We start from the raw sequence: 22,524 nt of genomic DNA on the forward strand, positions 1-22,524 counted from the left end.
ACAAGCTGCGGCCCAGATCGTGGAGCAGATCTTGGACCGTGTGCTCCCTGACTGGCGATCCGTAGAGTGGGAAGAGGCCAAGAGGCAACCGATGTGGCGCCATCGCGAAGCAGCGCACCGCGCGATCGCCCTCCTGGAAGCTGAGCAGGAGCTACAGGAGAACCTCGGCAGCGGCGCACCCCAGCTTGACGCATCCACACTGCACTCATGGGTCTGGGGCAGCGTGCAAGGCTTGTGGAGCAGCGGCCACTTCCGTGAAGCGGTCGGCGCTGCTGCCAGGGCGGTTAATGCCCAAGCCCAGGCGAAGCTCGAACGGCGGGACGCTTCCGAGGCTAAGCTCCTCTCCGACGCTTTCTCCACCAACCCACCCACTCCAGGGCACCCGCGCCTGCGCCTGTGCGAAAACGACGGAGGCGATACGTTCAAAAATCGCCACGACGGTGCCGGAAACTTTGCGCGGGGCGTCTACGCGGCCATCCGCAACCCCATCGCCCACGAAGAGGATGAGGAACTGGAAGAGAACGAGGCTCTGGAGCAGCTTGCCGCCTTCAGCATCTTGGCGAGATGGGTGGACAGCGCTGCAGTGGTGAAGGCCAGTTGAACAGCCAAACTGTGCCCTCGGGAGCGGGGTCCCTGCCCAGAGGCGAGCGCCGCTACGCCGACGACCGGGCCCCGGACCTCCACACGCGTCGAGTGCTCTTCCCGTCAGTGTCCCGGAGCAGTAGTGATGCGGCGGTGGTCAGCAGCGCCTGCTGATGCGGGTGGAGCCGGTCCCACTGGGTGATCTGCCGGTCCGCCCAGCGCCGCAAGACCTCCGGGACGGGCCCGCCTGCGGCGGCGAGGGTGCGGTGCACGTGGTAGTTCCGTTGCCAGGTGAAGGGCCAGAGTGGGTTCCACCACGGGTCCAGGACGGTGAGTTCTTGCAGGGTGCGGGCGGACAGCTGGCCTGAGCGGGCTTTGCGGCGCTGCTGCACGAGCCAGCGTCCCAGGGGAAATCCGTCCTGGTGGGCATGGATGGATACCGCCAGGTGCCCGTGCAGGGTGGCGTAGGCGCGGGCGTGGGGCAGGCCCTCGCCTGGCGGGTAGTGGCGTGCCGTTGTGCGGGCCTGCGTGGGTACGGTGGCAGGCCCGGTCATGCCGAGGTGGGCGAGGAGTTGCTGCTGGGCGGGGCTGAGGCTGTCCCATAGCTGTGCCTGTGTCCTGATCCAGCGGCGTTCGCTGCTGGTCAGGGTGCCGCTGGCGGTGGCGGCGCGGGCCCGGTGGTAGGCGCGTTGCCAGGCAAGGGGCCAGGAGGGGTTCCAGTGAGGGTCGAGGGCGTTGAGCGCGGTGATCCGGACGGGCTCGATGCGCCCGTCGGCGGCGCGTTGGCGTTGGCGTAAAAGCCAGCTTCCCAGGGGGTGGCCGTTGTGGCGGGTGCGGTCGGTCACGGCCAGGTTTCCGTGCTCGGCGGCGTAGCTGCGGGCATGGGCCAGCCCGACCTCCCCCGGGGTGGCAGCGGTGAGGGACGCGGTGACGGTGCGGGCGGTGGCGGCGGTGATCCCAACGTCTGCGAGGAGGTTTTACTGTTCGGGGTGCAGGACATCGTGCCGGGCGCACTGCCGGCGCAGCCACACCGTCAGCGGATCTTCATCCTCGTCCCGGTTGCCTGATGGCGATATTTGAAAATCCCCACACCGTGCTCAGCGGTAGGGCAAACCTGCTCGGTTGATCTCCCCACCCTTCGTGTGATCTTGGTCGGCGTGTCGGGATGGCCGGGTGGAGCGATGGCAAGCCTGCGTGGGCAACGAGTCGGCCTCTTCGGAGGGCTGAGTGCTCACGTGGGAGGAAGACGTGGATGCGCACGCGCTGCGTCGCCAGGGTTGGACAATCTCAGCGATCGCCCGGCATCTGGGCCGTGACCGCAAGACGATCCGCGCCTACCTGAACGGCGAGCGCGTCCCCCAGCAGCGGCGGCAGGCCCCGGACGCGTTCGTGCCGTTCCTGGACTACTGCCGTCAACGCCTCGCCGACGACCCGCACTTGTGGGCCTCGACCCTGTTCGACGAGGTCGTCCAGCTCGGCTACGCAGGCGCCTACTCGACCTTCACCCGAGCGCTTCGCCGCTACGAGGTCCGGCCCCACTGCGAGCCATGCCACGCCTCGCAGGGCCGGGACCGGGCGGTGATCGAGCACCCACCGGGCGAGGAGATCCAGTTCGACTGGATCGAGCTTCCTGACCCACCCGCTGCCTGGGGCGTCGGGGCGAACGCGCACCTGCTGGTCGGGGCACTCGCGCATTCGGGCCGGTGGCGGGCGGTCCTGGCGGAGTCGGAGGACTTCCCGCACCTGGTCCAGGCCCTCGACGCCGTGCTGCGCAAGCTCGGCGGTACCGCGAGAAAGTGGCGGTTCGACCGGATGGCGACCGTCTGCTACCCCTCCAGCGGCCAGGTCACCCCGGCGTTCGCCGGGGTCGCGAAGTTCTACGGCGTCCAGGTGGCGATCTGCCCGCCGCGGCGGGGCAACCGCAAGGGAGTCGTGGAGAAGGCCAACCACTCGGCGGCACAGCGGTGGTGGCGCACGGTCCCAGACGCGCTGACGGTCGAGCAGGCCCAGTCCGGCGTCGACAAGCTCGCCGTCCGGATGGATGAGCGCCGCCGCAGCGTCGACGGCGTCAAGGTGACCGTCGCCGAGCTCGCCGATGCCGAGCCGATGCTCGTCCTGCCCGCGCTGCCGTTCCCGGCCGAGTTGGAGGTCGTCCGCACGGTCAGCCCGCAGGCCCTGGTCTCCTTCGAGGGCAACCGCTACTCGGTCCCGCCCGGGATGCCGGGAGCCCAGGTGACCGTCCGGCACCGGCTCGGCGAGGACTACCTGCACATCGTCACCGCAGGCCGGGCGGTCGTCGCCCGCCACGAGCTCGCCCCGCGCGGGGCCGGGCGGAAGGTCCGCGACAGCGGGCATGTGATCGCGCTGGAGCGGGCGGTCCTCGCGCAGGTCAGCGACCGGGCCCCATGCAAGACCAAGACCCGCCGGCCGCTCTCGCCCGCGGCCCTCGCGGAGGCCGAGCGGCTGCGGGGACAGGCCCCCAGAGCCGGCTCGGCCGAGCGGGTCGTGATCAACCTCGACACCTATGCCGCCGTGGCCGACCGGCTGCGGACCGCTCCGACAACACCCAAGGAGGAACCCGGCGAGTGAGCACATCACCGGCCCACATGAGTGAGGCACGTCGCTATTCGCAGCTGCGGGCCCACCTGTCCTACCTGAAGCTGAACGACGCCTTTGAGGCCCTTCCGCGGGTGCTGGACCAGGCCCGGGGCGAGAACCTGTCGCTGACCGCCGCGCTGGAGCGGCTGCTGGAGATCGAGGTCGAGGCCACCGAGTCCCGGCGACTGGCGGCCCGGGAGCGGTTCGCCTGCCTGCCCGAGCCCTGGACCTTGTCGGACTTCGACTTCTCGGCCCAGCCCGGGGTCGACGAGAAGCTGATCCGGGACCTGGCCACCTTGCGGTTCCTGGACGACGCGTCGAACGTGTTGTTCGTCGGGCCGCCTGGGGTGGGCAAGACCATGCTGTCCGTCGCGCTCGGCCGGGCCGCGGTCGACGCCGGCCACCGGGTCTATTTCACCACCGCAGCCGAGCTGGCGGCCAAATGCCACAAGGCCGCCCTCGAGGGCCGCTGGAAGACCTGCATGCGCTTCTTCGCAGGTCCCCGGCTTTTGATCATTGATGAACTTGGCTACCTCCCGCTGCCTGAGGATGGCGCGTCGGCGCTGTTCCAGGTGATCAATCAGAGGTATCTAAAGTCGAGCACGATCCTGAGCACCAACGTCGGCATCGCGGACTGGGCCTCGGCGTTCGGGGACGCCACCGTCGCCGCGGCGATGCTGGACCGGCTCTTGCACCGGGCCGCGGTGGTCGGCATCGACGGCCCTTCCTACCGGCTCCGCCACCACCAGAACCACGCCGACAGCCTTCGCCAGGGAGTGAACGCCCGTGTCTCATGAACTCGACACCGCTGGGGGCGAGTTGGATCGCAGCTGCCCCGAGTGCCAGACCGGGTTCAGGGTCGATTCCGTGACCAGCCGGCGCAAGTACTGCTCGCCGACCTGCCGGGAGAAGGCCCGCTCGCACCTGCCCACGCAGCGGACCTGCCCCCAGTGCGAGCGGGAGTTCACCACCACCCTCAGCCCGAAACGCATGTTCTGCTCGCCCGAATGCCGCACTGCCGCCCGCGAGGCCCAGACGGAGACCCGAACCTGCCCGGTCTGCGAGAACCCCTTCCAGGCCAGGACGACGGTCCGTACCCGCTACTGCTCGGCCGTCTGCCGCCGCGAAGCCGAGCACCGCCGCGACCGGGCCCTGGACGAGGAACGGGCCCGCCGCCTCGGCCAGGCACCACCCGCGCTCCCGGCCCGGATCGAGCTCCCTCCGCCGCCACCGGCTCGCACCGCCTCCCGGCAGCCCGCGGCAGTCCGTGACCCGCTGGAGCCGACCGCGACCCGGAACTGCCCCCACTGCCAGCAGCCCATCACCATCGTCGCCCTGCTGGCCACCCCCGAGGCCGCCCGTCCGACGATGCCGCACCACCGCACCGACATCGTCCCGCTGCGGCGGACCCCATGACCGGCCCCTCCACGCTCGCCCAGGTCGACGAGTTGGTCACCCCCAGCCACAGCGACGGCACCCGCACCTTCGTCTTCTCAACCATCGTGGACCAGCCCGACAACGTCTGCTGAGCCAGCGACATCCCGCATCGCTGGATCGACAACATCACCATCAGCGACCTGGTCCCCGAGATCGACCACGTCCTTCGCGCCTGCTTCGGCTGACCCTCACCCATCACCGCGGTCCGGCGACCTGACGGTCGCCGGACCGCAAAGCGGTGTCGTCAGGCGGGTGATGCACCCGCGGCAGGGAGCCGTTCCGTTCCGCCGCCGAAGGGAAGGAAGACCGTGCGGCTGGCGAGCAGCCAGACGCCGTCAATCTTCCGGAAGATGTCCTCGTAGTGGCCGACGTTCGCCGGGAGCCTGGGCTCGATCATTCCACCTGAGTAGCCATCGACCCGGTATGTCGTCAGATACGAGACCGCCCGTGCTGTCGCCTCGGACTCCACCGTGACCAGGATGTTCGTCATCAGACGGCGTGACAGCCTGTCCGCCGGGCGAGAGGCGAAGTAGGCGCGCAGGGCCTCGCGTCCCTCGATGCGCCGGTCCCCGAAAGGCCAGTCCCAGACACCATCGGGCGTGAACAGCTCGGCCACCGAACTTGGCTCGCCGAGGTCAAGGCGGTGGATGAAGTCCACAATGACGCGCTCGCAGGCGCGTTCCGCGAGCATCCGCTCGACCGGGGGCATCACCTTGTCATCCATACCCCTGTCTATCAGCCCCAACAGGTCCCAGGGCACCGCTTTTCCGCACCAGCACCGGCAGGACGCGCTCTTCGCTCCCCACCCTCCCCACTCGATTTACTAGCGGACGAACTGAGGCGAAGATCGGCCGTGGGGATTTTCGCGAAGCCTCATCATGCCGGGCGGGGTGTTCTGGCCGGGCAGGAGCAGCCTGCCTTCCTGCCATAGCGTGCGGGCCTGTTGGTAGTGGCGCTGCCACGGGAAGTGCCATGGCGGGTTCCACCAGGGGTCCAGCTCAGTCAGGTGCAGCCCGGGCGGCCAGGCGGTTCCCGTCGCCCGCAGGTGGCGGCGTTCCTTGCTGCGCTGGGCCACCAGCCAGCGGCCCAGCGGATACTCCTCATGCACATAGTCGAAGGGCAGCGCCAAGTGCCCGCGTGCCGCGGCGAAGGACCGGGCGCTGGCCAAGCCGGCCGGTCCACCCAACCGTGCTGCGGCCTGGCTGGCAGCCTTGGCCTCCTCTGCCGTCATGGGTACTTTGCTGGCTTCCTCAGCCGTGATGCTGATACCTGCCAGCAGGCACTGCTGATCACGCTGCAGACTCCCGTACACGGCGCACTGGTGCGACAGCCACAGTGCGAGCTCCGCTTCCAGACCCGGAAAGCCACGCTGCGCATCCAGTGCGTGTCCGTCCTGCACCAGCCGACGGACCTGCGCGAAGGATCTCTGCCATGACAGCGGCCAGGGCGGGTTCCACCACGGGTCGACGGCCGCAAGCGCGCGGGAGCGCTCGGTGGGCCTTGCGGCCCGGTGCGCCTTACTGCGCTGGGCCACCAGCCAGACGCCCAGCGGATACCCCTCGTGCACCGCCCCCCTTGCCGGAGACCGCCAGGTGGCCGTGCTCGGCGGCATAGGCCCGGGCGTGCGCCAGTCCTGTATCGAAACGTGCCCGCATGCTGGCCCGCCGCGGCCGGGCGGTACGGGCTGCTTCGGCCGTGACGCCGATGTCCGCCAGCAGCCGCTGCTGCTCAGGGTGAAGGGCGTCGTAGTGGGTGCACTGCAGGTACAGCCACTCACCGTTCAGCACGGCGGTCCCGGCAAACCCTGCGGCCGCATCCGGCGGACCGTCCACGGCGGCGTGATCGCGCGCCCGGTAGTACGAGCGCTGCCACTGCACCGACCAGGGGACGTTCCACCACGGGTCCAAGGCCATCAGCGCCTGGACACGATCCGACGACAGAGCCCAGGCCCTGGCCTGCACATTGTGCAGCCATTCCCCAAGCCGGAAGGACCCCGCCATGGTGTCCTTCTGGACAGCAAGGTTCCCGTGTTCGCGCACGTACTGGCCCGCATGCGCCAGGCCGGTCGTGAAGGACTCATCCGACTGGCGGTTAAGTCCCCGCCGTCTTTTGCCCTCCGCCTTCTGCCCGTCGGCCCTGACGGACATCCGCGCGGCGAGCTCGTCAACCAGCGGGCGCAAACGGTGCGCCGGGGCGACCGCCCACATCGCCTGCTCTCCCTGCCCGGTGCGACGCGGCGGCCGCACGCACTGATACGCCCACGCGAACAAAGGTCCCGACGTCTCATCCGCCAGCTGTTCCCTGTACCAGGGGCGCCCCACACAGCGCGCAACCGCCGAAAGCAGCACCGGCAGGTCGGCCAGCCGGTACGGAGCGTGCCCCCGGGCGTCGGCGATCAGGCACTGCCGGAACCCGTCATCGGCCAGCAGCGTGGCGAGCGCAACCGTCTCCGGGTACGTCACCAGCTCCCGCGCCAGGACTCGCCACACCCCCGGATCCATCCGTCCACTGCCCAGGCTCCGCAGCCGAGAAGGCCACACGTGTTCCCGCGGCCACGTCTGCCACCACCACGAGGCAGTCACTGCTGCAGCCACCTCGAACGCCTCCGCAGCCACCGAGGAATGCCGCAGAAACCTCGCATGACGACGCTGAGCCTGCACCCACTGCTCGCCCCCCCCCGCCGGCAACCTCACTACCCGGCCGGCCGTGCCCGGCACCTGCATCAGCCACCGACGGTGCAGCGCGCACACCCGCTGCTGCGGCTTTAGGTACAAGCGCGCGCCCTCGGCGCGCCCGGCTGATCGCGCCGCACACTCAGGACATGCCGCCCCCCAGGGCACAACCTTCTCCGCGGTGTGATGAAACTGCGCTGCTGGGCCTGCGGTGAACCGCTTTCGAGGCTCCTCCTGTGCCCAGGCAGGCAGTGCCTGTCGCAAATGATCCTCCGGGACTCGGCACAGCTGGGACACCCGATCCCGAGCCTGCCCGGTTCAGATACACCTCGCTGTCCACCCGCGTCTGACCCGTGACGTTCGACAGCCCGCCCACCTCAGCGATTGCCGCCAGCAGATCCCTGAGCCCTATGCCATAGCCCGCAGCCACCCGGCTCAAGAACGACTGCGTCATCTCACCTTGCAGCGGTGCCACGCGCCACACCCCACCTGCCAGGGGCATCGATCCTGCCCCTAACGGCGCCAGCTTCCGATTCCTGCCGTCCATGCCTTGCCCGGTCTGTTGATCTGCAACTCCCATAACCGCCAGTCGGCCTCACTCGTTATGGGTCACCAGCCACGGCTTGGCAGAGGGGTAATCTCGGGGTTCCTACACCGTTGGTGGTCTGGTGGTTGGTGTATGGGGGCTGGTCAGTGGGGTGTTGAAGGTAGGGCTGGCACTGTCATAAGGCGAGAGTGTGATGGCTGGGATCGCTGTCGTGGGGCTTTATCTGATGGTGGGTGATGCTCTGATGCGGTGGGGTGGGCGGGGCCGGTGTGATCAGGGGTGGATCAAGGTGTAGGAGTCGGCCGGAGGGCTGTGCTGCCGAGGGCGTTGGTGGTGCGTCGTCTGCTGGAGCGTCAGCAGGCGGGGGAGTTGTCGACGCGGCATGTGCGTGCGGTCGCGGAGACGGTGGGTGTCTCGGAGCGTACGGTCTGGCGCTGGCTGGAGCAGGCGAAGGCTTCCGGGCGGGTGGAGGAGCCGGTCCGGCAGGGATACGCGGTGTCGGACGAGGTGTGGGAGCTGCTGGGTGAGGCGGGGGGCAATGTCTCGGAGCTGAGGCGTCGGCTGGTGGCTGCCGGAGGTGAGGTGCCAGTTCCGTCGATGTCGACGTTGTGCCGGGTGATCCGTAGGGACCGCCGGGCGGGCCGGGCGTTGATGGTTGAGCGGGAGCCTGAGGTTGCCGGGTCGCGCCGGCCGGATCCCCTCAGCGAGCTGGGCCTGAGCGTGGTGGTCGAGAAAGGCGTCGGTGGGCAGGTGTTTCTGCGGGAGCAGAAGCACCTGGCGCAGGTCCCGGTCCTGGTCCCGGATGCCTAGGTGGTGCACACACCTGCCGTTCGGTCGGTGCTGCGGACGGTCGCGCACGCGGCCGCGGTCGGGGCGGTGGTGTGTTTGTACGGCGACGCCGGCCAGGGCAAGACCGTCGCGTTGCAGTACGCCCTGTCCCAGCTGCCGCACCCGGCCAGGGTCCGTCGGGTCCACGTCGGTGTGCACCCGACGGTTCCCGAACTGCGCCGGGTGCTCGCGGACGCCCTCGAGCTGGGCAGGCGTCTGCCGCGCGGGGCGGGGGAGGCCGACCTGATGCTGGTGAACGCGCTACGGCAGCCCCGCGTGCTGGTATTGGACGAGGCACAGCGCCTTCCGGGGCCGGCGCTGGAGTTTCTGCGCGGGCTGTGGGACCACCCGGACACGGACACGGCGCTCCTGCTGGCGGGCGCGGGCAGCGAACGGGCGCTGCGCCGGGTGCCCGCGCTGGCCTCTCGGGTGCTGACCTGGGAGTTGGTGCCTCGTCTTCGTCCGGGCGAGGTGGCAGCGGCGATGGCGGCCTTCCACCCGCTGTGGGAGGACGTGAGCGAGGACGATGTCGTGTGGGTGGACGAGCATGTGGGCCACGGCAATTTCCGGACGTGGGCGAAGCTCACCTCGCACCTGACCGCCGAGATCTACGGCAAGAGCCGTGCGGTGGTGGACCGCCGGTTGCTGGAGCGGGCCTGCGCACGGCTCATGGGTCCGCTGTGACCGGCGCGGCCGGGCCGGAAGAGGCCGGCGGCGAAGAGGCCGGCGGCCACGAGGACGGTCCGCACGTGCGGGGAGGCCTGCCTTCTTCCTCCCTGTCGGCGCTGCGCGGCCCTGCCGTGCGCCGGCTGCTCGCCCTGCGACAGGACCAGAAACTGACGACCCGACATGTACGGCTGATGGCGGAGTCGTTGGAAGTGACCGAGCGCACGGTGTGGCGGTGGCTTGCCGCTGCCGAGCGTGACGAGTCCGCGGCCGCGGAGCCCGGGGCGCGGGCCCAGAGCAAAGACGGCTTCTCCGTCACCCCGGAAGTGCGCCGCCTGCTGGCCTTGTGGAAGGGCAACGTCGCGGCGGTCCACCGTGAGCTGATCGCTCGCGCGGCCAAGGGCGAGGGGGATCCGTCTCCGTCGATTCCGACGCTGCACCGGGCGATCCAGCGGGATCTGACGCCGGGGGAGCGGGCCGGGCTTGCGGGAGGGGAGCGGGCGGCGCGCAAGCACGATGTGTTCCTGGCCCGGCCGCGGGGCTGGCGCAACCAGGTGTGGGAGACCGATCACGTCCAGGCGGCGGTGCTGGTCGATGTCGACGGCAAGGCCCGCAGGCCGTGGGTCACGTGGTTCACCGACTGCGCGACGAACGCGATCACCGGTGTCGCGGTCACGCCGGGGCATCCGTCGCGGGAGTCGGTGCTGGCCGCGCTGCGCTCCGCGGTCCTGCGAGAGGACCCCTACGGTCCGTTCGGTGGCCTGCCCGAGAAAGTGCGGGTCGACCGTGGCAAGGACTTTCTGTCCCGAACGGTGACCGCTGCGTTCGATCTCCTGGACGTGACGGTGGAGGACCTGCCCGCCTACACCCCCCACCTCAAGGGCACCGTAGAGGGGCTGAACCGGGCGGTGGAGAGCATGTTCCTGGCCGCGCTGCCCGGCTATGCCCGTCAGCCGCGCTCCGGTAAGCGTGCTTCCCGTCCGAAGGACGAAGTGCTGCTCGGCTTCGAGGACTTCACCGCCCGGCTGCTGGATTGGACGCTGTGGTGGAACACCGAGCACCGCCCGGCCCCGTTGCGGGGCAGGACTCCGCTTGAGGCGTGGCAGGACGATCCCACCCCGCTGCGGGACGTGCCCGCTGCGGATCTGTGGACGTTCACCCTGGAGGACGCCGGCACCCGCACGTTGACCACTCGCGGCATCCGCTTCAAAAGGCGCGACTACGTGGGGCCGTGGATGACCGGCCAGGCAGGGATCCAGGTCCGCATCCGTTTCATGCCCCACCACGACCACCGCATCGAGGTCTACCACGCTGCCACCGGCCGCTACCTGGGTCCTGCGGACCTGGCCGACCAGGCCACCGACGAACAGATCAGCGCCGTACGGCGGTCGCGGGCCGCTCGCTCCCGCCGTCTGAAGAAGGACCTGGAGGCTTCCCAGCGCGAGCGCTACGCAGCCGTGAACCAGCCGGAGGCGCCCCGGCGGCTCGGTGCGCTGACCACTGCGCAGGCCGAGGCCGAACTTGCCCAGGCCGCCGGCACCGACCTCGCGGAGCTGGCGCTGCCGGACCTCATCCCGCCCGCCGCGCCTCCGGCCGACTGGCGTACCCCGCCCTCTTTCGCCACCCGGACCATGCCCGGCTGGCCTTCTCCCGTCCTGTCCGAGCCTGTCTCCGACGGCCTACCCGAACCCACTACACAGACCGCTGAAGACGGAGACGCCTCGTGACCGCGGCCACCTACCAGTACGTCGACCTGCCGGACGCCTCCGTGGTCACCACCCGCGCCCTGCTCACCGCACGGGAGAACATCACCGACACCGTCGCCGCCCGCGCCATGATGTGCATCCACGGCGGCGCTGGCTTCGGCAAGACCCTCGCCGTCAACACCTGCCTGCGCGCACTCGAACCCGGCGAGGACGTCCGCAAGATCACCTTCCGGGCCCGGCCCACCGCCCGCGCGGTGCGCTACGAACTGTTCATCGCTCTCGACCTGGCCGGTGAACCCCCGTGCCACCCCAGCGAGTTCGACCGCCTGCTGAAAACCGCTCTGGCTGAACGCCCTCGCACCTTCCTCGTGGACGAGGCCCAGTGGCTCAACGGCGAGGCGTTCGAGTACTTCCGCTACCTATGGGACGAACCCTCAACCCAGCTCGCGATCATCTTCGTCGGCGGGGACGGCTGCCACACCGTGCTGCGCCGCGAACCGATGCTCTCCTCCCGCATCTTCATCTGGCAGCACTTCACCCGCCTCAACCCCGACGAGGTCCTCGAGGCCATCCCTCTGTTCCACCCGCGTCTGGGCCGACGCAGACCCCGATGACATCGCCTTCGCCGACAGCCACGCCGCGCATGGCAACTTCCGGGCTTGGGCCCAGCTGACCGCCCATACCCGCACCGCCCTGGCCCGCACCGGTCGCCCCCGCGTCGACCAGGAACTGCTGCGCTGGGCCTTCAGCCGCCTTGGCTGACCACCACACCGCCATGCCGCTCACCGTGCCACCGTCGTCCGTCACTGTGGTCCTCGACCCAGGCGACGACGCGATTCACACCCACACCGCCCTGGCCGCCCACCATCCACCGTCCGGCCGGATCACCCTGCACCCCGGCCCGGGCACCACCAGCGAGACCGGCCTCGCCCACGACCTTCTGGCCGCTCTGGGTAAACCGCCCCTGCTCCCGGGCCGCTTTCCCGGCGGCCGTCAGCCCGCCTGGCAAGCAGCCACCGCCTGGATGGCCGCCCTGCCCGTCACCCGGCTGACCGTCCTGCGCGCCCACCGCCTCACCGCCCGCCGCACGATGCGCCTCCTGCAGCTACAGGCCCGAACCGGTATCCACCTGACCCTGGTCTGCCACCGCCCCCACCTTCCCGCCGCCCTGCACCAGGCCCTGCGGACGGCCGACTACTCCGTCACCGCCGACTTCGAGGCTGCCCGCCGCCACTACTACGGCACGCCTGTCACCGAACCCCCGCCCGCAGACAGACCCGCCGGGCCGGCCAGCCGGTGGCTCACCCTGCCCGCACTGGACCGCCTCGTCTCCTATGACAGCCCCACCGCCTGTACTGCCCCCTGCACGCCGCCCCTGATCATCTGGCGGCACCGCCCACCGCCCGCGGCTCTCACCGCGCACACCGCCCAGCGAGTCGCCCACCGGCTGCACGCGGCGACCGCACATCCTCGCCTAGCTGTGATGGAGCAGTGATTTTGAGGGGGCTGGGTGGCTCTGGTCTGGTGTCCCGTCATTGGGTTGGGATTTGGAGCGAGGGGGGCGGTCCGGTACAGAGGTGGTGAGGAGGGCATGGCGGCGCGTTCGAATTAGGTGTTCTGATGGTTGGCCTGCGGTCCTGTAGTTGTGTGGGAATGATCTTGGGTATCTCGTTGGTGTAGTGGTGCGCCTATAGGTAGTTGTGAGTTGCTGTTGCAGATCACCGGATGGTGGCGGCGAGGGCTGGCCAGTTGGCTACGGTCTGGTGCCTCACAGCGGCGAACGTGGGGTCTTGCTCGACAAGAGCTTTCAATGCGTTGCCGTGGGGGAGGCCTGCCTCGACGAGCAGCCGGAGCTGGATGACGGCCTGGGTTACTCGAAGGACTCCTATGAGGGCTTCTGCGTCGTGCTCAAGGCGATGCTTGGTGGGATAGCCGTGACTGAGCGCGTTTCGGATGGCAGATGCCACGAACGCCCAGTCCTTTGTTCCGCTCTGGAAGAACCAGGTACAGAACTCCTCGCCCAGCCCTCCGGCCAACTGCAGCAGCCGTGTTTCCAGACGCAGCTGGGTCATCTTGACGGCGGAGTACACGGTATCCCGCTCCTTCCGGTTCGTCCTCTCCGATTCCTTGAGGATGTCGAGCACCTTGTCGGCGAACGGGTAGTCGGAAGGCTCGCTGTGGGTGGTCCGGTGGAGAGTCTCGGCCGCGTTGACGACCTCCACAACCCCTGTCTGAAGGACTCCTGAGGTGTGGTGTGCTTCCGCAGCAGAGATAGGCACCGAGTTGACCTCTGCAAGCGTCAGCCACGCGGGGATGAACGAGCTCAGGTCGGTGTCATCCGCGGTGAACGTCGGCCGTTCATCTGGACGGTCCGACGCAACTTCGGCCTCTCCGTCGATCACTCCCGGATCAACCGTGATCGGGTATCCAAAGCGGGCCTGATCAGGATAATCATCGTCGAGCGGCCGGAGCCGCAGATTGAAGCACTCGACGCGCCGGTGACTGATGATGGCCAGCAGGCTGCGAAGAGGCGTGATCACCCGTTCCTGCAGTTGAGTCAGCGTGAGCCCGGTCTCGCTGGCTACCTCCATGCACACCCGCTCCGCTACAGAGTGGTATCGGTTCCACCCGCTCGTCTCTTGCAGACTGGCCCAGATAGTGATGGTCAAGCCATTGCCGCAGTCCGCAATGGTGGGTTCCGGGGGCTTATAGCCCTTCACCTCGGACGGGTCGATCCGGCGTCTCCCGAAACCACTCAGTGGTGTCGCGGTTCGTTCGTTCTGATCGGCATCTGGGGCGTTGAACTGGGCTGATCAGTTGGCTGGTTGGGTCCGGCGGTGTGGTGTGTGCTGGCGAGATGTTTGGTGTTGTTTGCGGGTCGGGCCTGGGCGGGCCTGTGGACTGCGGGTTTCCTGCTCTGCGTTGGTCTTGTTGGTGTTGATCAGATCTGTTGGTTGGTTGGTCAGGTTCTTTGGGTGGCTGTTGTAGCGGCATAGGGGTGTGGGCCCGTGGATGCCGAGGGTGGTCATGAGGTGTTGTTGGTGGGGGTGGAGCTGGTCCCAGGCTCGTTGCTGGGTGCGGATCCACTTTGTGGTGTTGTTGGGGAAGGACTGAGCCGTGCTGTGGTGGGTGTGGGCTTGGTGCCGGCTGTGGTTCCAGGTGGCGCGCCAGGGTGGGTTCCACCACGGGTCGAGCGCGGCGAGTTGGTCGTGGTGGGGCCAGGGTTGGCCGGTTCGTTTCAGGTGGGTATATGCGGCTCGGCGTTGTTTGTACAGCCACCATCCGAGGGGGAAGCCGTCGTGTTCGGTGCGGTAGCTGGCTGAGGTGAGGTTGCCGTGCTGGGCGGCCCAGGACCGGGCGTAGGGCAGGCCGGCGGCGATGGACGAGGGTGAGTTCTTCAGACGGGGGCGGGCCGGACGGGATGGCTGGGGAGGTTTCGGCGATGGGGCCAGGGCGCGGGCGCGTTCAGTGGTCAGGCCCATGCCGGCCAGTAGCTGGCGCTGCTCATGGCCGAGGCTGTCGTAGCTGGCGCATTGCGTGAACAGCCATTTCGAGGTGACTGTGGGCAGCGCGTCGAGGTCGGCGGTGGTGTTCAGTGGCCGGTCGGCGGTGTGGGCGCGCGCGGTGTGCAGGGACTGCTGCCAGCGCATGTTCCAGGGCGGGTTCCACCACGGGTCAAGGGCGACGAGAGCGTGTGTACGGTCTTCCGGAAGCCGTCCGCGGGCGGCGCGTTTGCGTTGATGGCGGAGCCATCTGCCCAGTGGGTAGCCGTCGTGGTAGGTGTCTCCGGTGACTGTGAGGTGGCCGTGCTCCTGAGCCCAGGCGCGGGCGTGGGCGAGACCGGCCGAGAAGGCTGCGGCTTGGGGGATGCGGCGGGGGCGGGCGGTGCGGGCGCCTTCGGGGGTGAGGCCCAGGTCGGCGAGCAGTTGCTGCTGGCGGGGGTGGAGGTCGTCGTAGACGGTGCACTGGCTGTACAGCCACTGTCCGGTCCAGTCCGGTGTGCCGGGGAAGCCCTGGTTCGGGGTGAGGGCGTGGCCGGGGGTGAGCTGTGTGCGGGCGGCCTGGTAGCGGCGCTGCCATTTCATGCCCCAGGGCGGGTTCCAGTACGGGTCGATGCGGGCGAGGGCCTCTTCGTGTGGCCAGGGGGTGTCGAAGAGTTCGCGGTGGAGGTTGGCCTGGTGCCGTTGTGGCGTAGCTGTTGAGCCTGCTTATTGATCTTTGTTGTGACCTGCTGTTGCTCAGTTGTACTGGGCGGTATTTCTGTTCCGGCGGGGAGCACTGTGCGGCGTCGGGGCGTGGGCGACCGGTGGTGCGTGGGCTGAGCTGGCTGTTTGTGTTGCGCAGTCAGCTGAGTGTGGTGCCGATCTTTGCGCAGTGTGGTTGGCGCGCCTATAGGTACGGGAGTCGTTGGCCGTTGTGCTGGGGCCGGGGCGGCGACGGAGCGTGCGATTCAGCGGGCGTGCAGGCGTTGCCAGAGCAGGTCGTGGTCGGCGGGTGCGAAGCGGGGCAGTTGGAGGCGGCCCGCGAGGTGGTGGAGGAAGGCGGTCTGCTGCGCGCGTGTCAGGGGGTGCGGGGGTAGGCGGTCAAGGGCCGCGGCGAGGGTGAGGGTTTCGGGGTAGGTGATCAGGTTCCGGCAGGTCAGAGCTGGGGAGGCCGGGCCTTGGGGGATGTGGGGGTTGGCATCGGTGAGGCGGTTCAGGCGTGTGTGCCAACGCGCGTGCAGGTGCTGATGGTGGTCGTACCAGCGCGTCGTGATCGTCGATGCCCAGCTCAGGGAGGCCGTGGTCGCACGGTGGCGGGCGCCTGGGCGGGTTCGGGTGAGCTCGGGGAGGGGGTGGATGTTGAGGGGGGCGGGGTGCCGGGGATCGCTGGAGGCCTGCTGGTGGCGGGTGCAGATGATGGCCCGGGGCAGGTCGGGCGCCGGGTGGATCCACGCGGGGACGGCCTTGTGCGGGCTGCGGTGCGCGGTGCAGGCGGTGCACGCCGCCAGCGGCTGGACCGCGGGCTGGAGGGGCTGCCAGCGGGCGAGGGCGGCGTGGGCCATGCCGATACTGGCGGGCGGGGGCTGGCGGGGCAGTGCGCGGTTGAGGTGTGCGGGCGGGATACGGGTGAAGGCGGACAGGCGGCGGGTGGCTTCGGCGCTGAGGTGGATGTCGGTGGCGGGCGGGGCCGCAAAGGTGCCGGTGGCGGCGATGTGCAGGCCGTCGAGGAGCTGGTCGACGGTCAGCTGATAGGTGGCTGCGAGGCGGGTGAGGTATGAGGCTGTTGACTCGCGGGGCAGCGGCTGTACGCGCAGCGCGCCGGGCGGGGACGGCCACATCGTGCGGGCTCGCACCGCAGGGCTGCTCGGGGCGTGGGCGGTCACCGGCTGCTGGGCCGGGTACGGCGGCTCGCTGGGGCGCGGGGCCGGTAGTGCTCCTCGGCCAGGTGGTCCAGCGCGATGGTGTCCAGCAGCGGTTTGGTGATGCGCTCGCTGCCGTCCAGGATGGCCTCGATCGCGGCCTGGCGGAGCAGGCGGGACAGGCTGCCGATCCGTCCGGCGGTCCGCTCGTGCAGGTACGGCGCCAGTTTCGGCAGGCTGCCCGCCCGGTGTGCGTGCAGGTCGAGGGCCTGTTCCAGAGCGGCGATCAGCTCGCGGAAGGGCTCACGGCCGCCGGCGCGGGCGGGCAGCGCCCCGCAGTCGATCAGAGAGGCCCGCCCGGCCAGCTGCGCCCCGCGCACCCCGGTGAACACCGTGCTGGCGGTGACGTCGATGCCCGCGTACACGAACGTCGCGGCGACGCGTTCGGTGAGGTCCTTGAGCCAGTCGGCCGCCTCCGCGCCGGTGGACGTGCGGGGGTTGAGCCGGTGGATCTCGTCGATCAGCACCAGCTTTACCCCGGCCGCGGTGTAGGTGTGGCAGACGGCGGTCGTGATCTGCGCGGTGGTCATGCGGGTGGTGACGGGGATGCCGAGGTAGCGGGCGAACTCGCCGGCCAGGGTCTTGGCCGTGGCGCCCGGCGGAACCAGTACGTAGGCGACGGGCACGCTGTGGTCGCGGGGGTGGGCGCGGCGGGTGTGGGCCAGGTGGCAGGTCCGGCCGACCTCGAGCAGGGCGGTGGTTTTGCCGGTGGTGGCCGGGCCGGTGACGATCAGGGACGGGCGGGCGGTGACGTGCTGGTGGCGGCCGAGGATCATCAGGGTGCGCACGCTGCGCGAGAGGTTCTCGATGGCGGGGGTGCGCACGGTGACGAACTGGGAGTGGTAGGCCAGGCGTTCCTCCAGCGAGCATGGTGGCTGGCCCGGCTGCGGGGGTGCGGGCGGGGCGGCGTGGGCGAAGTGGGCGAAGGCGTCGAAGGTGGTGACCGTTGCCGGGGATGTCTGTTCGGCGGCGGGTGTGGTGGTGTCGGGGCTGGTCACCAGTGTTCGGCCTCCTTGAAGGCGTCGTACAGCGCGAATCGGCCTGTCGGCAAGGAGAGTTCATCGCTGTCGGCGGGCCTGCCGTCAGCGTCAGGGGCGTGCGCTTCGATGGCGTCGAGACTGTCCTGGGCCTGCGCGTGGTCATCCGCCGTCTGCGGTCCCGTCGCTCCCGCCGCTGCTGCTGCGACGGGAGCGGCGGGAGCGGGCTGGGGGCGAGCATGGCGCAGGACCTGGTCGGCGGCTTCGGCCAGGTCGGCTTCGTGCCGCTCGCGGCCTGCGCGCCGGTTGACGGCTGCGCGGATGTGGCGCCAGGCGGTCTCGCCCATCGGGGCGTGGACGTGGTCGCGGTGGATCCACGGGACCTCGTGCAGGCAGCCGTCGGGCAGACGGATGTAGATCTGCCGCACATCGTGCGGGTTGAGGTGGACCTCCCACCTGCCGCCGGGCCCGGTGGGGGAGGGGCGGCCGCGGTGCTCATTCAGGCAGGCGTGGTCGTAGGTGCGGTAGTTGATGCGGATGCCGCGGCCGGTGACGGGGTGGAAGCGCACGGGCAGCAGTTCCAGGTAGTCGGCGCCGGTCAGCGGCAGCGGCACGTACCCGGACGCGCCCAGCAGCGCGCCCCACATCTCGTTCGGGGCCAGCGCCTTCTTCGGCAGGACCGGGTGGCGCAGCCCGTCGTGGGGGCGGTGCTGCCAGCACGCGGTGACCCACTCGTCCAGCAGCTCCTGCAACTGGGCCACGGTGAAGCGTGCTTCGTCCTCCACCGACCCGCCGCGCTGCAGGACGTGGGAGCCGGTGTAGCCGGCGACGTGCTGTGCGAACAGCGTGTTGATACTTCCGAACGTCCGCTCGACGGCGCCCTTGGCGGCCGGGGAACGCGGCGGGGCGGGCTGCACGCTCACCCCGAGGGTTTCGCAGGCGGCCAGGAACGCGGCGGAGACGAAGACCCTGCCGCGGTCGATGACGATCGTCTCGGGCACCACCACAGGGCGTGCCGCCGCCTGCTCAAGCCGCGAGTCCAGGGCCAGCAGCCGGGTGTAGGGGACGGCGGCGTGGGCCAGGCGCAGCTGGCCGGGCCAGCCGGGCCTTGCGGGGTGGGGCACGGCCATCTCGGCGAGCAGCAGGGCCGCGTCCACGGCCCTCGTGCTCTCCTCGCGCAGCACGGCCGCCACCACCGACCGCGTGGCCACATCCAGGGCGATGGTCAGCTCCGGGCGTACCGGGCGGCCGTCCTCGCCGACAGCCATCACGTCCAGGCGGGTGGTGTCGACCTGGACCAGCTCGCCCGGCCGCAGCGCCACCGTCGGCCTGAGGGGCCGCGTCGGCGTAGTGGTGGCGGTGCGGGCCGGGCGGCCGGGATGCTCCAGCGGGTCGGCCAGTACCCGCGCCAGCCGGTTGAACGTCGACGGCGTCGGCAGCGCCACCGCGCCCGGCCCGTGGGTGTCGGCCAGGATCTGTCCGGTCAGCTCCCTAAGCCCCTTCAGCGTGCCCCTGGAGCGGCCGCGCTGGCGGCGCAGCGCCTCCAGCACGGCGGCCACCACCCGCTCATCGGCCCGGCCCGTCGCGCGGGTCGGTTTGCGGCGGGGGACCAGTCCCATGAGGCCGCCCGCGTGGTAGCGGGCGCGCATGCGGCGCACGGTGGCGCGGCTGACCCGCGGCCAGCCCAACGCCGCGAGTTCGTCGGCCTTGGCCTGCTCCCGCTCGGCCATCGACCGCCGTTCAGGGTCGTATTCGGGCCGGGGTATCCCGCCGCTGCCCGGGCCGCCGGGCAGCCCGGTCTCGATCTCGCGGATGTGCCGCTGCCAGGCCAGAGCCCGCTCCCGCTCACGGTCGGGCACCGCCTCCAGCAGCCCCCACGGCGGTACCCCGGCGGTAGGGGAGTCGACTACCGCGAACGTGGGGTCGGCGAACAGGAACGAGGCGAGCACCGAGGCGGTCTGCCCGTGCTCGTCGACCAGCCGCACCGACGCCCCGGCCACGGCGGTCACCTGCCAGGCGCGGCCCTCGAACGTCACATACGCACCCAGCTTCACCTGCCGGACTGCGGGGGCGGCCACGGCCCGTGCCGTACGGCCGGGTGTGCTCACCACTGCTCGGCCTCCGCCCCGGCGTCATACACCCCGAACCCGCTGGACTTTGGGGTCACTTGGCCACGGGCGTCGTCCCCCCCGGCATCGTGCACCACGTCACCGACGATCCCGTGCACAGCCATGAAGTCTCCAACGCGCCCTGCCTCACCGAAACAGCTGGCCCTCTCGCTGCCCGGCTGCGCGCCCGCGCCGCGGCGCGCGAGGACGCTGCCGGTTCGGCGCCGGACCGTCTCGTCGAACGGGCGCAGGGTGTGCTCGCCCTGCGTCCACGGGACCGCATGGAGCAGGCCGTCGGGCAGCCGGATGAAGACCTGCCGCAGATCGTAGGGGTGGTGGTGGACCTCCCACCGCTGGCCGCGGCCGCGGTGTTCGTCCAGGCACGCATCGTCGTAGCGGCGCCCGCCCAGCCGGATGCCCGATTCGGTGAGCGCGCACCGGCGTGCCGGGAGCAGTTCGCCGTAGTGCTGTCCGCCCAGCGGCAGCGGCACGTTCCCGGCCGCGCCCAGCAGCACCTCCCACATCTCCTGCGGGGCCAGTGACGCCCGGGGCAGCAGCGGATGGCGCAGCTGCTCCTGGGGGCGGTGGTGCCAGCAGGCGGTGATCCATTCGTCCAGCAGGTCCTGCAGCTGCAGGAGGCTCCAGTACGCCCCGTCCTCTTCGGTGTCTTCGTTCTCTTCTGTTACGGCGGCAGGCGGCCGGGCCGCGGCGGCGTGCCGTGCGAACAGTCCGGCGAGAACCCCCAGCGTGCGCGCCGCGCCGCCCCGGGCGTCCGCCGCCCGGGGCGGCACCGTCTCCAGGCTGACGCCCAGGCTCTCGCACACGGCCAGCACAGCGGAGGTGACGGCGGCCGGGGACCGGTCGACGACGAGCGTCTCGGGCACGGCCGCCGGATGCGCCGCGGCGGCTTCGATCCGTGCGGGCAGGGACATCAGCCGCCCGGGCGGCCCGCCCGCATAGGCCTGCTCCAGCAGGGCCGGCCAGCCCGGGCGCAGCGGCCTGGGCACGGCCATCTCGGCCAGCAGCACCGACAACTGAACCGGCTGGGCCTGTAACGGGTGTAGCACGGCGGCCAGCACACAGCCGCTCGCCCCGTCCAGCGCGGCCGTCACCGCCACCTCCACCACACCCCCGTCCTCGCCCACCGCCTCAAGACCCAGGCGGGCGGTGGCGATGTGGACCCGCTCGGCGGGCCGCAACACAGCAGGCGGGCCACCGCAACGGGCCGGGCCGGTGGCGGTGCGCGCCGCACTGCCCGGCGGCTCGGCCGGATCCGCCAGCGCTTTCACCAGCCGGTACAGCGACGAGCGGGCGGGCAGCTTCACCCGGTGCGGCCCGTAGGTGTCCGCCACGATCTGCTCAGCCAACTCGATGACCTGCCGGGTGGTGGTCTTCCTGCGGCCGCGGCGTCGGCGCAGGGCCTCCAGCACAGCGGCCACCACCCGCTCGTCAGTACGCCCGGTAGTGGACGGGGCGCGCAGGTGGCGCTTGTCGACCAGCCCCCACAGCCCCTGCCGCCGGTAGACCAGCCGCATCCGCTGCACCGTGGTCCGGCTGACCCGGGCCCAGCCCAGCGCCGTGAGCTCACGCGCCTTGGCCCCTTCCCGCTCGGCAAGCGTGAAGCGCTGCGGGTCGTACTCCGGCCGGGGCACACCGCACTTTTCCGGGGCGTCAGGCAGTCCGGTTTCGACCTCGCGGATGTGCCGCTGCCAGGCCAGGGCACGCTCCTGAGCGGCCAGCGGCACCGCTTCCCACAGGGCCGGGGCAGGAGGCGCCACGGCGGCCATGCCGATCACCGAGAAGCCAGGCGCGGCCACCAGATAGGCAGCCACGACGCAGGCGGTGGCCCCGTCGTCGGCAACCAGGTGCACCCGGCCGCCGACCAGGGCGGCCACCTGCCAGGTGCGGTCTTCGAACGTGACCTGTGCGCCCACCTCAAGATGCCGCCCACCGGGGGCGGTTGCACCGTTCCTGCTCACCTCGCGTGCTGCTCCTGCCGCTTGTCGCCTGCGGCCGGGGCGGGGGAGACACGGGTGTGCTCGCCCAACGGCCGCATCAGGTCTGCGGTCAGCCGCCCACTCCACAGCGCGTGGTAGACCACCGGCAGCGCCGTGAGGACCTCGCCCGCCGCCGCGGCCCCGGCCATCAGCGGCCGCGGGGCGGCGAACGCCTCGAGCACCGCCTGCTCCAGACCGCCTGCGTCACGGTGGCGGGGGTGGCGGTAGCCGGCCAGCCACCGCACATTCGCCGCCACCACCTTCTCCGGCGGCACCAGGCGCCGGTAGGTGAACCCCACCGCCTCACACGCCGCAGCAAGCACCGCGGCCGCCCGCGCGGCACGCTCCCCGGCGGGCTCGGACGTGGCGGGACAGTCGGCGAGCAGGGCGCGCCCGTCGGCGTAACGGGCGAACAGCTGGGGCACCCACGTCAAAACCCGCCCGCTGTCCGGATCACGCCAGATCAGCCGCACCGGCCGCGCCGACAGCCCCACCACCTGCGGATCGCGGTCCAGGACCATCAGCTGCGTGCACATCGCCTGCGAGCCGTGCATCACATGCCCGGCCGTGGTGGCCGACCACCACCAGCCCGGCCCCCACCTGCGCCCGGGCACCACTGGGAAGGCCGTCACCGGCTGGAGCTGCTCGAACCGGACGGCCACGGCGGCTTCGACCCAGCGGCGTTGTACGAGTGTGCCGTCCGCCCCGGCGAACTCCGCCTCCACCGCCCCTGATTCCGGCACTCGGCACGCCCTGCCCGCGACGGCAGATAAGCCGTCCTGGCTGCTGTCGATGATCACGCACTCCACACAACGCCATACCGGCCATGGCGCGCAGGCGAACCGACCGGTAACCGCAACTGCCATTCCACACAGGCCGGTTGCTTTGCGCGGGGGACAGGATGCCGCCTGGGGCGTCCCGGTGTCAGTGCAGATCTCTGCACTTTCCCACCCAATCGCCCGCCGTGTCGCGGCGGGCGGACCGTGGCGCGGGTCCACCCGGGCC

General features: G+C 70.6%; 21 protein-coding genes. 10 read left to right on the forward strand and 11 right to left on the reverse strand.

All coding sequences use genetic code 11. The annotated features are described in order from the left end of the window. The first annotated feature begins 19 nt into the window (after window positions 1–19). Window positions 20–601, forward strand: a complete 582-nt coding sequence (locus tag KHP12_RS05475) for a TIGR02391 family protein (RefSeq protein ID WP_086884596.1) — start codon at window positions 20–22, stop codon at window positions 599–601. A gap of 52 nt (window positions 602–653) precedes the next feature. Here KHP12_RS05475 and KHP12_RS05480 read toward each other — a convergent pair whose 3' ends face one another. Then, window positions 654–1,427 (reverse strand): helicase associated domain-containing protein, encoded by a 774-nt coding sequence (locus KHP12_RS05480; RefSeq protein WP_086884595.1) that lies wholly within the window; start codon window positions 1,425–1,427, stop codon window positions 654–656. Between the two features lie 36 nt (window positions 1,428–1,463). Here KHP12_RS05480 and KHP12_RS05485 point away from each other — a divergent pair, with 36 nt between their 5' ends. The 4 genes from KHP12_RS05485 to KHP12_RS05500 all read left to right on the forward strand — a co-directional run bounded on the left by KHP12_RS05485 (window position 1,464) and on the right by KHP12_RS05500 (window position 4,596). After that, window positions 1,464–1,649, forward strand: coding sequence for a hypothetical protein (locus KHP12_RS05485; RefSeq protein WP_211831579.1), 186 nt, complete (start codon window positions 1,464–1,466; stop codon window positions 1,647–1,649). 181 nt (window positions 1,650–1,830) lie between these two features. Beyond that, window positions 1,831–3,171: an IS21 family transposase gene (istA, locus tag KHP12_RS05490; protein WP_308016587.1), complete on the forward strand. Its 1,341-nt coding sequence runs from the start codon at window positions 1,831–1,833 to the stop codon at window positions 3,169–3,171. A gap of 17 nt (window positions 3,172–3,188) precedes the next feature. Beyond that, window positions 3,189–3,977 carry an IS21-like element helper ATPase IstB gene (gene istB / locus KHP12_RS05495; protein WP_198277442.1) on the forward strand — a complete coding sequence of 263 codons (789 nt, stop codon included), beginning with the start codon at window positions 3,189–3,191 and terminating at the stop codon, window positions 3,975–3,977. Window positions 3,978–4,047: 70 nt separating this feature from the next. Continuing rightward, complete coding sequence (locus KHP12_RS05500) at window positions 4,048–4,596, forward strand: hypothetical protein (RefSeq protein ID WP_211831582.1); 549 nt, start codon at window positions 4,048–4,050, stop codon at window positions 4,594–4,596. A 265-nt stretch (window positions 4,597–4,861) separates the two neighbouring features. Here KHP12_RS05500 and KHP12_RS05505 read toward each other — a convergent pair whose 3' ends face one another. From KHP12_RS05505 to KHP12_RS05515, 3 genes are all read right to left on the reverse strand, one after another. Continuing rightward, entirely contained in the window at window positions 4,862–5,341 is a 480-nt protein-coding gene (locus tag KHP12_RS05505; protein ID WP_198277445.1) for a nuclear transport factor 2 family protein, read from the reverse strand. Between the two features lie 99 nt (window positions 5,342–5,440). After that, on the reverse strand, window positions 5,441–6,184 hold the full coding sequence (locus tag KHP12_RS05510) for a helicase associated domain-containing protein (RefSeq protein WP_211831584.1): 744 nt from the start codon (window positions 6,182–6,184) through the stop codon (window positions 5,441–5,443). After that, entirely contained in the window at window positions 6,135–7,079 is a 945-nt protein-coding gene (locus KHP12_RS05515; RefSeq protein ID WP_211831586.1) for a helicase associated domain-containing protein, read from the reverse strand. The genes KHP12_RS05510 and KHP12_RS05515 overlap by 50 nt, the downstream gene beginning before the upstream one ends. Before the next feature lie 1,069 nt (window positions 7,080–8,148). Here KHP12_RS05515 and KHP12_RS05520 point away from each other — a divergent pair. From KHP12_RS05520 to KHP12_RS05540, 5 genes are all read left to right on the forward strand, one after another. Further along, the gene (locus KHP12_RS05520; protein ID WP_086884593.1) at window positions 8,149–8,646 is read left to right on the forward strand and encodes a helix-turn-helix domain-containing protein; all 498 of its coding nucleotides are present in this window, start codon (window positions 8,149–8,151) and stop codon (window positions 8,644–8,646) included. Then, a complete protein-coding gene (locus KHP12_RS05525; protein ID WP_086884592.1) occupies window positions 8,647–9,348 on the forward strand; it encodes an AAA family ATPase in 702 nt (233 codons plus the stop codon). Between the two features lie 116 nt (window positions 9,349–9,464). Further along, window positions 9,465–11,057, forward strand: a complete 1,593-nt coding sequence (locus KHP12_RS05530) for a TnsB C-terminal domain-containing protein (protein WP_211831639.1) — start codon at window positions 9,465–9,467, stop codon at window positions 11,055–11,057. Further along, window positions 11,054–11,650 carry an AAA family ATPase gene (locus KHP12_RS50615; RefSeq protein ID WP_308016585.1) on the forward strand — a complete coding sequence of 199 codons (597 nt, stop codon included), beginning with the start codon at window positions 11,054–11,056 and terminating at the stop codon, window positions 11,648–11,650. Before KHP12_RS05530 ends, KHP12_RS50615 begins: the two co-directional genes overlap by 4 nt. Before the next feature lie 161 nt (window positions 11,651–11,811). After that, window positions 11,812–12,531: a hypothetical protein gene (locus KHP12_RS05540; RefSeq protein WP_246643033.1), complete on the forward strand. Its 720-nt coding sequence runs from the start codon at window positions 11,812–11,814 to the stop codon at window positions 12,529–12,531. A gap of 223 nt (window positions 12,532–12,754) precedes the next feature. Here KHP12_RS05540 and KHP12_RS05545 read toward each other — a convergent pair whose 3' ends face one another. The 7 genes from KHP12_RS05545 to KHP12_RS05575 form a co-directional block, all read right to left on the reverse strand. Then, window positions 12,755–13,627, reverse strand: coding sequence for a HEPN domain-containing protein (locus KHP12_RS05545; protein WP_211831588.1), 873 nt, complete (start codon window positions 13,625–13,627; stop codon window positions 12,755–12,757). A 222-nt stretch (window positions 13,628–13,849) separates the two neighbouring features. Continuing rightward, the gene (locus KHP12_RS05550) at window positions 13,850–15,121 is read right to left on the reverse strand and encodes a helicase associated domain-containing protein (protein ID WP_211831590.1); all 1,272 of its coding nucleotides are present in this window, start codon (window positions 15,119–15,121) and stop codon (window positions 13,850–13,852) included. A gap of 365 nt (window positions 15,122–15,486) precedes the next feature. Further along, the gene (locus KHP12_RS05555) at window positions 15,487–16,371 is read right to left on the reverse strand and encodes a TniQ family protein (RefSeq protein WP_308016583.1); all 885 of its coding nucleotides are present in this window, start codon (window positions 16,369–16,371) and stop codon (window positions 15,487–15,489) included. A 26-nt stretch (window positions 16,372–16,397) separates the two neighbouring features. Continuing rightward, window positions 16,398–17,435 carry a TniB family NTP-binding protein gene (locus KHP12_RS05560; RefSeq protein WP_211831591.1) on the reverse strand — a complete coding sequence of 346 codons (1,038 nt, stop codon included), beginning with the start codon at window positions 17,433–17,435 and terminating at the stop codon, window positions 16,398–16,400. Further along, the gene (locus KHP12_RS05565) at window positions 17,432–19,525 is read right to left on the reverse strand and encodes a TnsB C-terminal domain-containing protein (RefSeq protein WP_211831592.1); all 2,094 of its coding nucleotides are present in this window, start codon (window positions 19,523–19,525) and stop codon (window positions 17,432–17,434) included. The genes KHP12_RS05560 and KHP12_RS05565 overlap by 4 nt, the downstream gene beginning before the upstream one ends. Continuing rightward, the gene (locus KHP12_RS52790; RefSeq protein WP_211831593.1) at window positions 19,519–21,501 is read right to left on the reverse strand and encodes a Mu transposase C-terminal domain-containing protein; all 1,983 of its coding nucleotides are present in this window, start codon (window positions 21,499–21,501) and stop codon (window positions 19,519–19,521) included. Before KHP12_RS52790 ends, KHP12_RS05565 begins: the two co-directional genes overlap by 7 nt. Continuing rightward, entirely contained in the window at window positions 21,498–22,319 is an 822-nt protein-coding gene (locus tag KHP12_RS05575; RefSeq protein WP_308016582.1) for a TnsA-like heteromeric transposase endonuclease subunit, read from the reverse strand. The genes KHP12_RS52790 and KHP12_RS05575 overlap by 4 nt, the downstream gene beginning before the upstream one ends. Window positions 22,320–22,524 lie beyond the last annotated feature (205 nt).

This window comes from Streptomyces asiaticus (assembly GCF_018138715.1).
GTDB classification, from domain to species: Bacteria; Actinomycetota; Actinomycetes; order Streptomycetales; family Streptomycetaceae; genus Streptomyces; species Streptomyces asiaticus.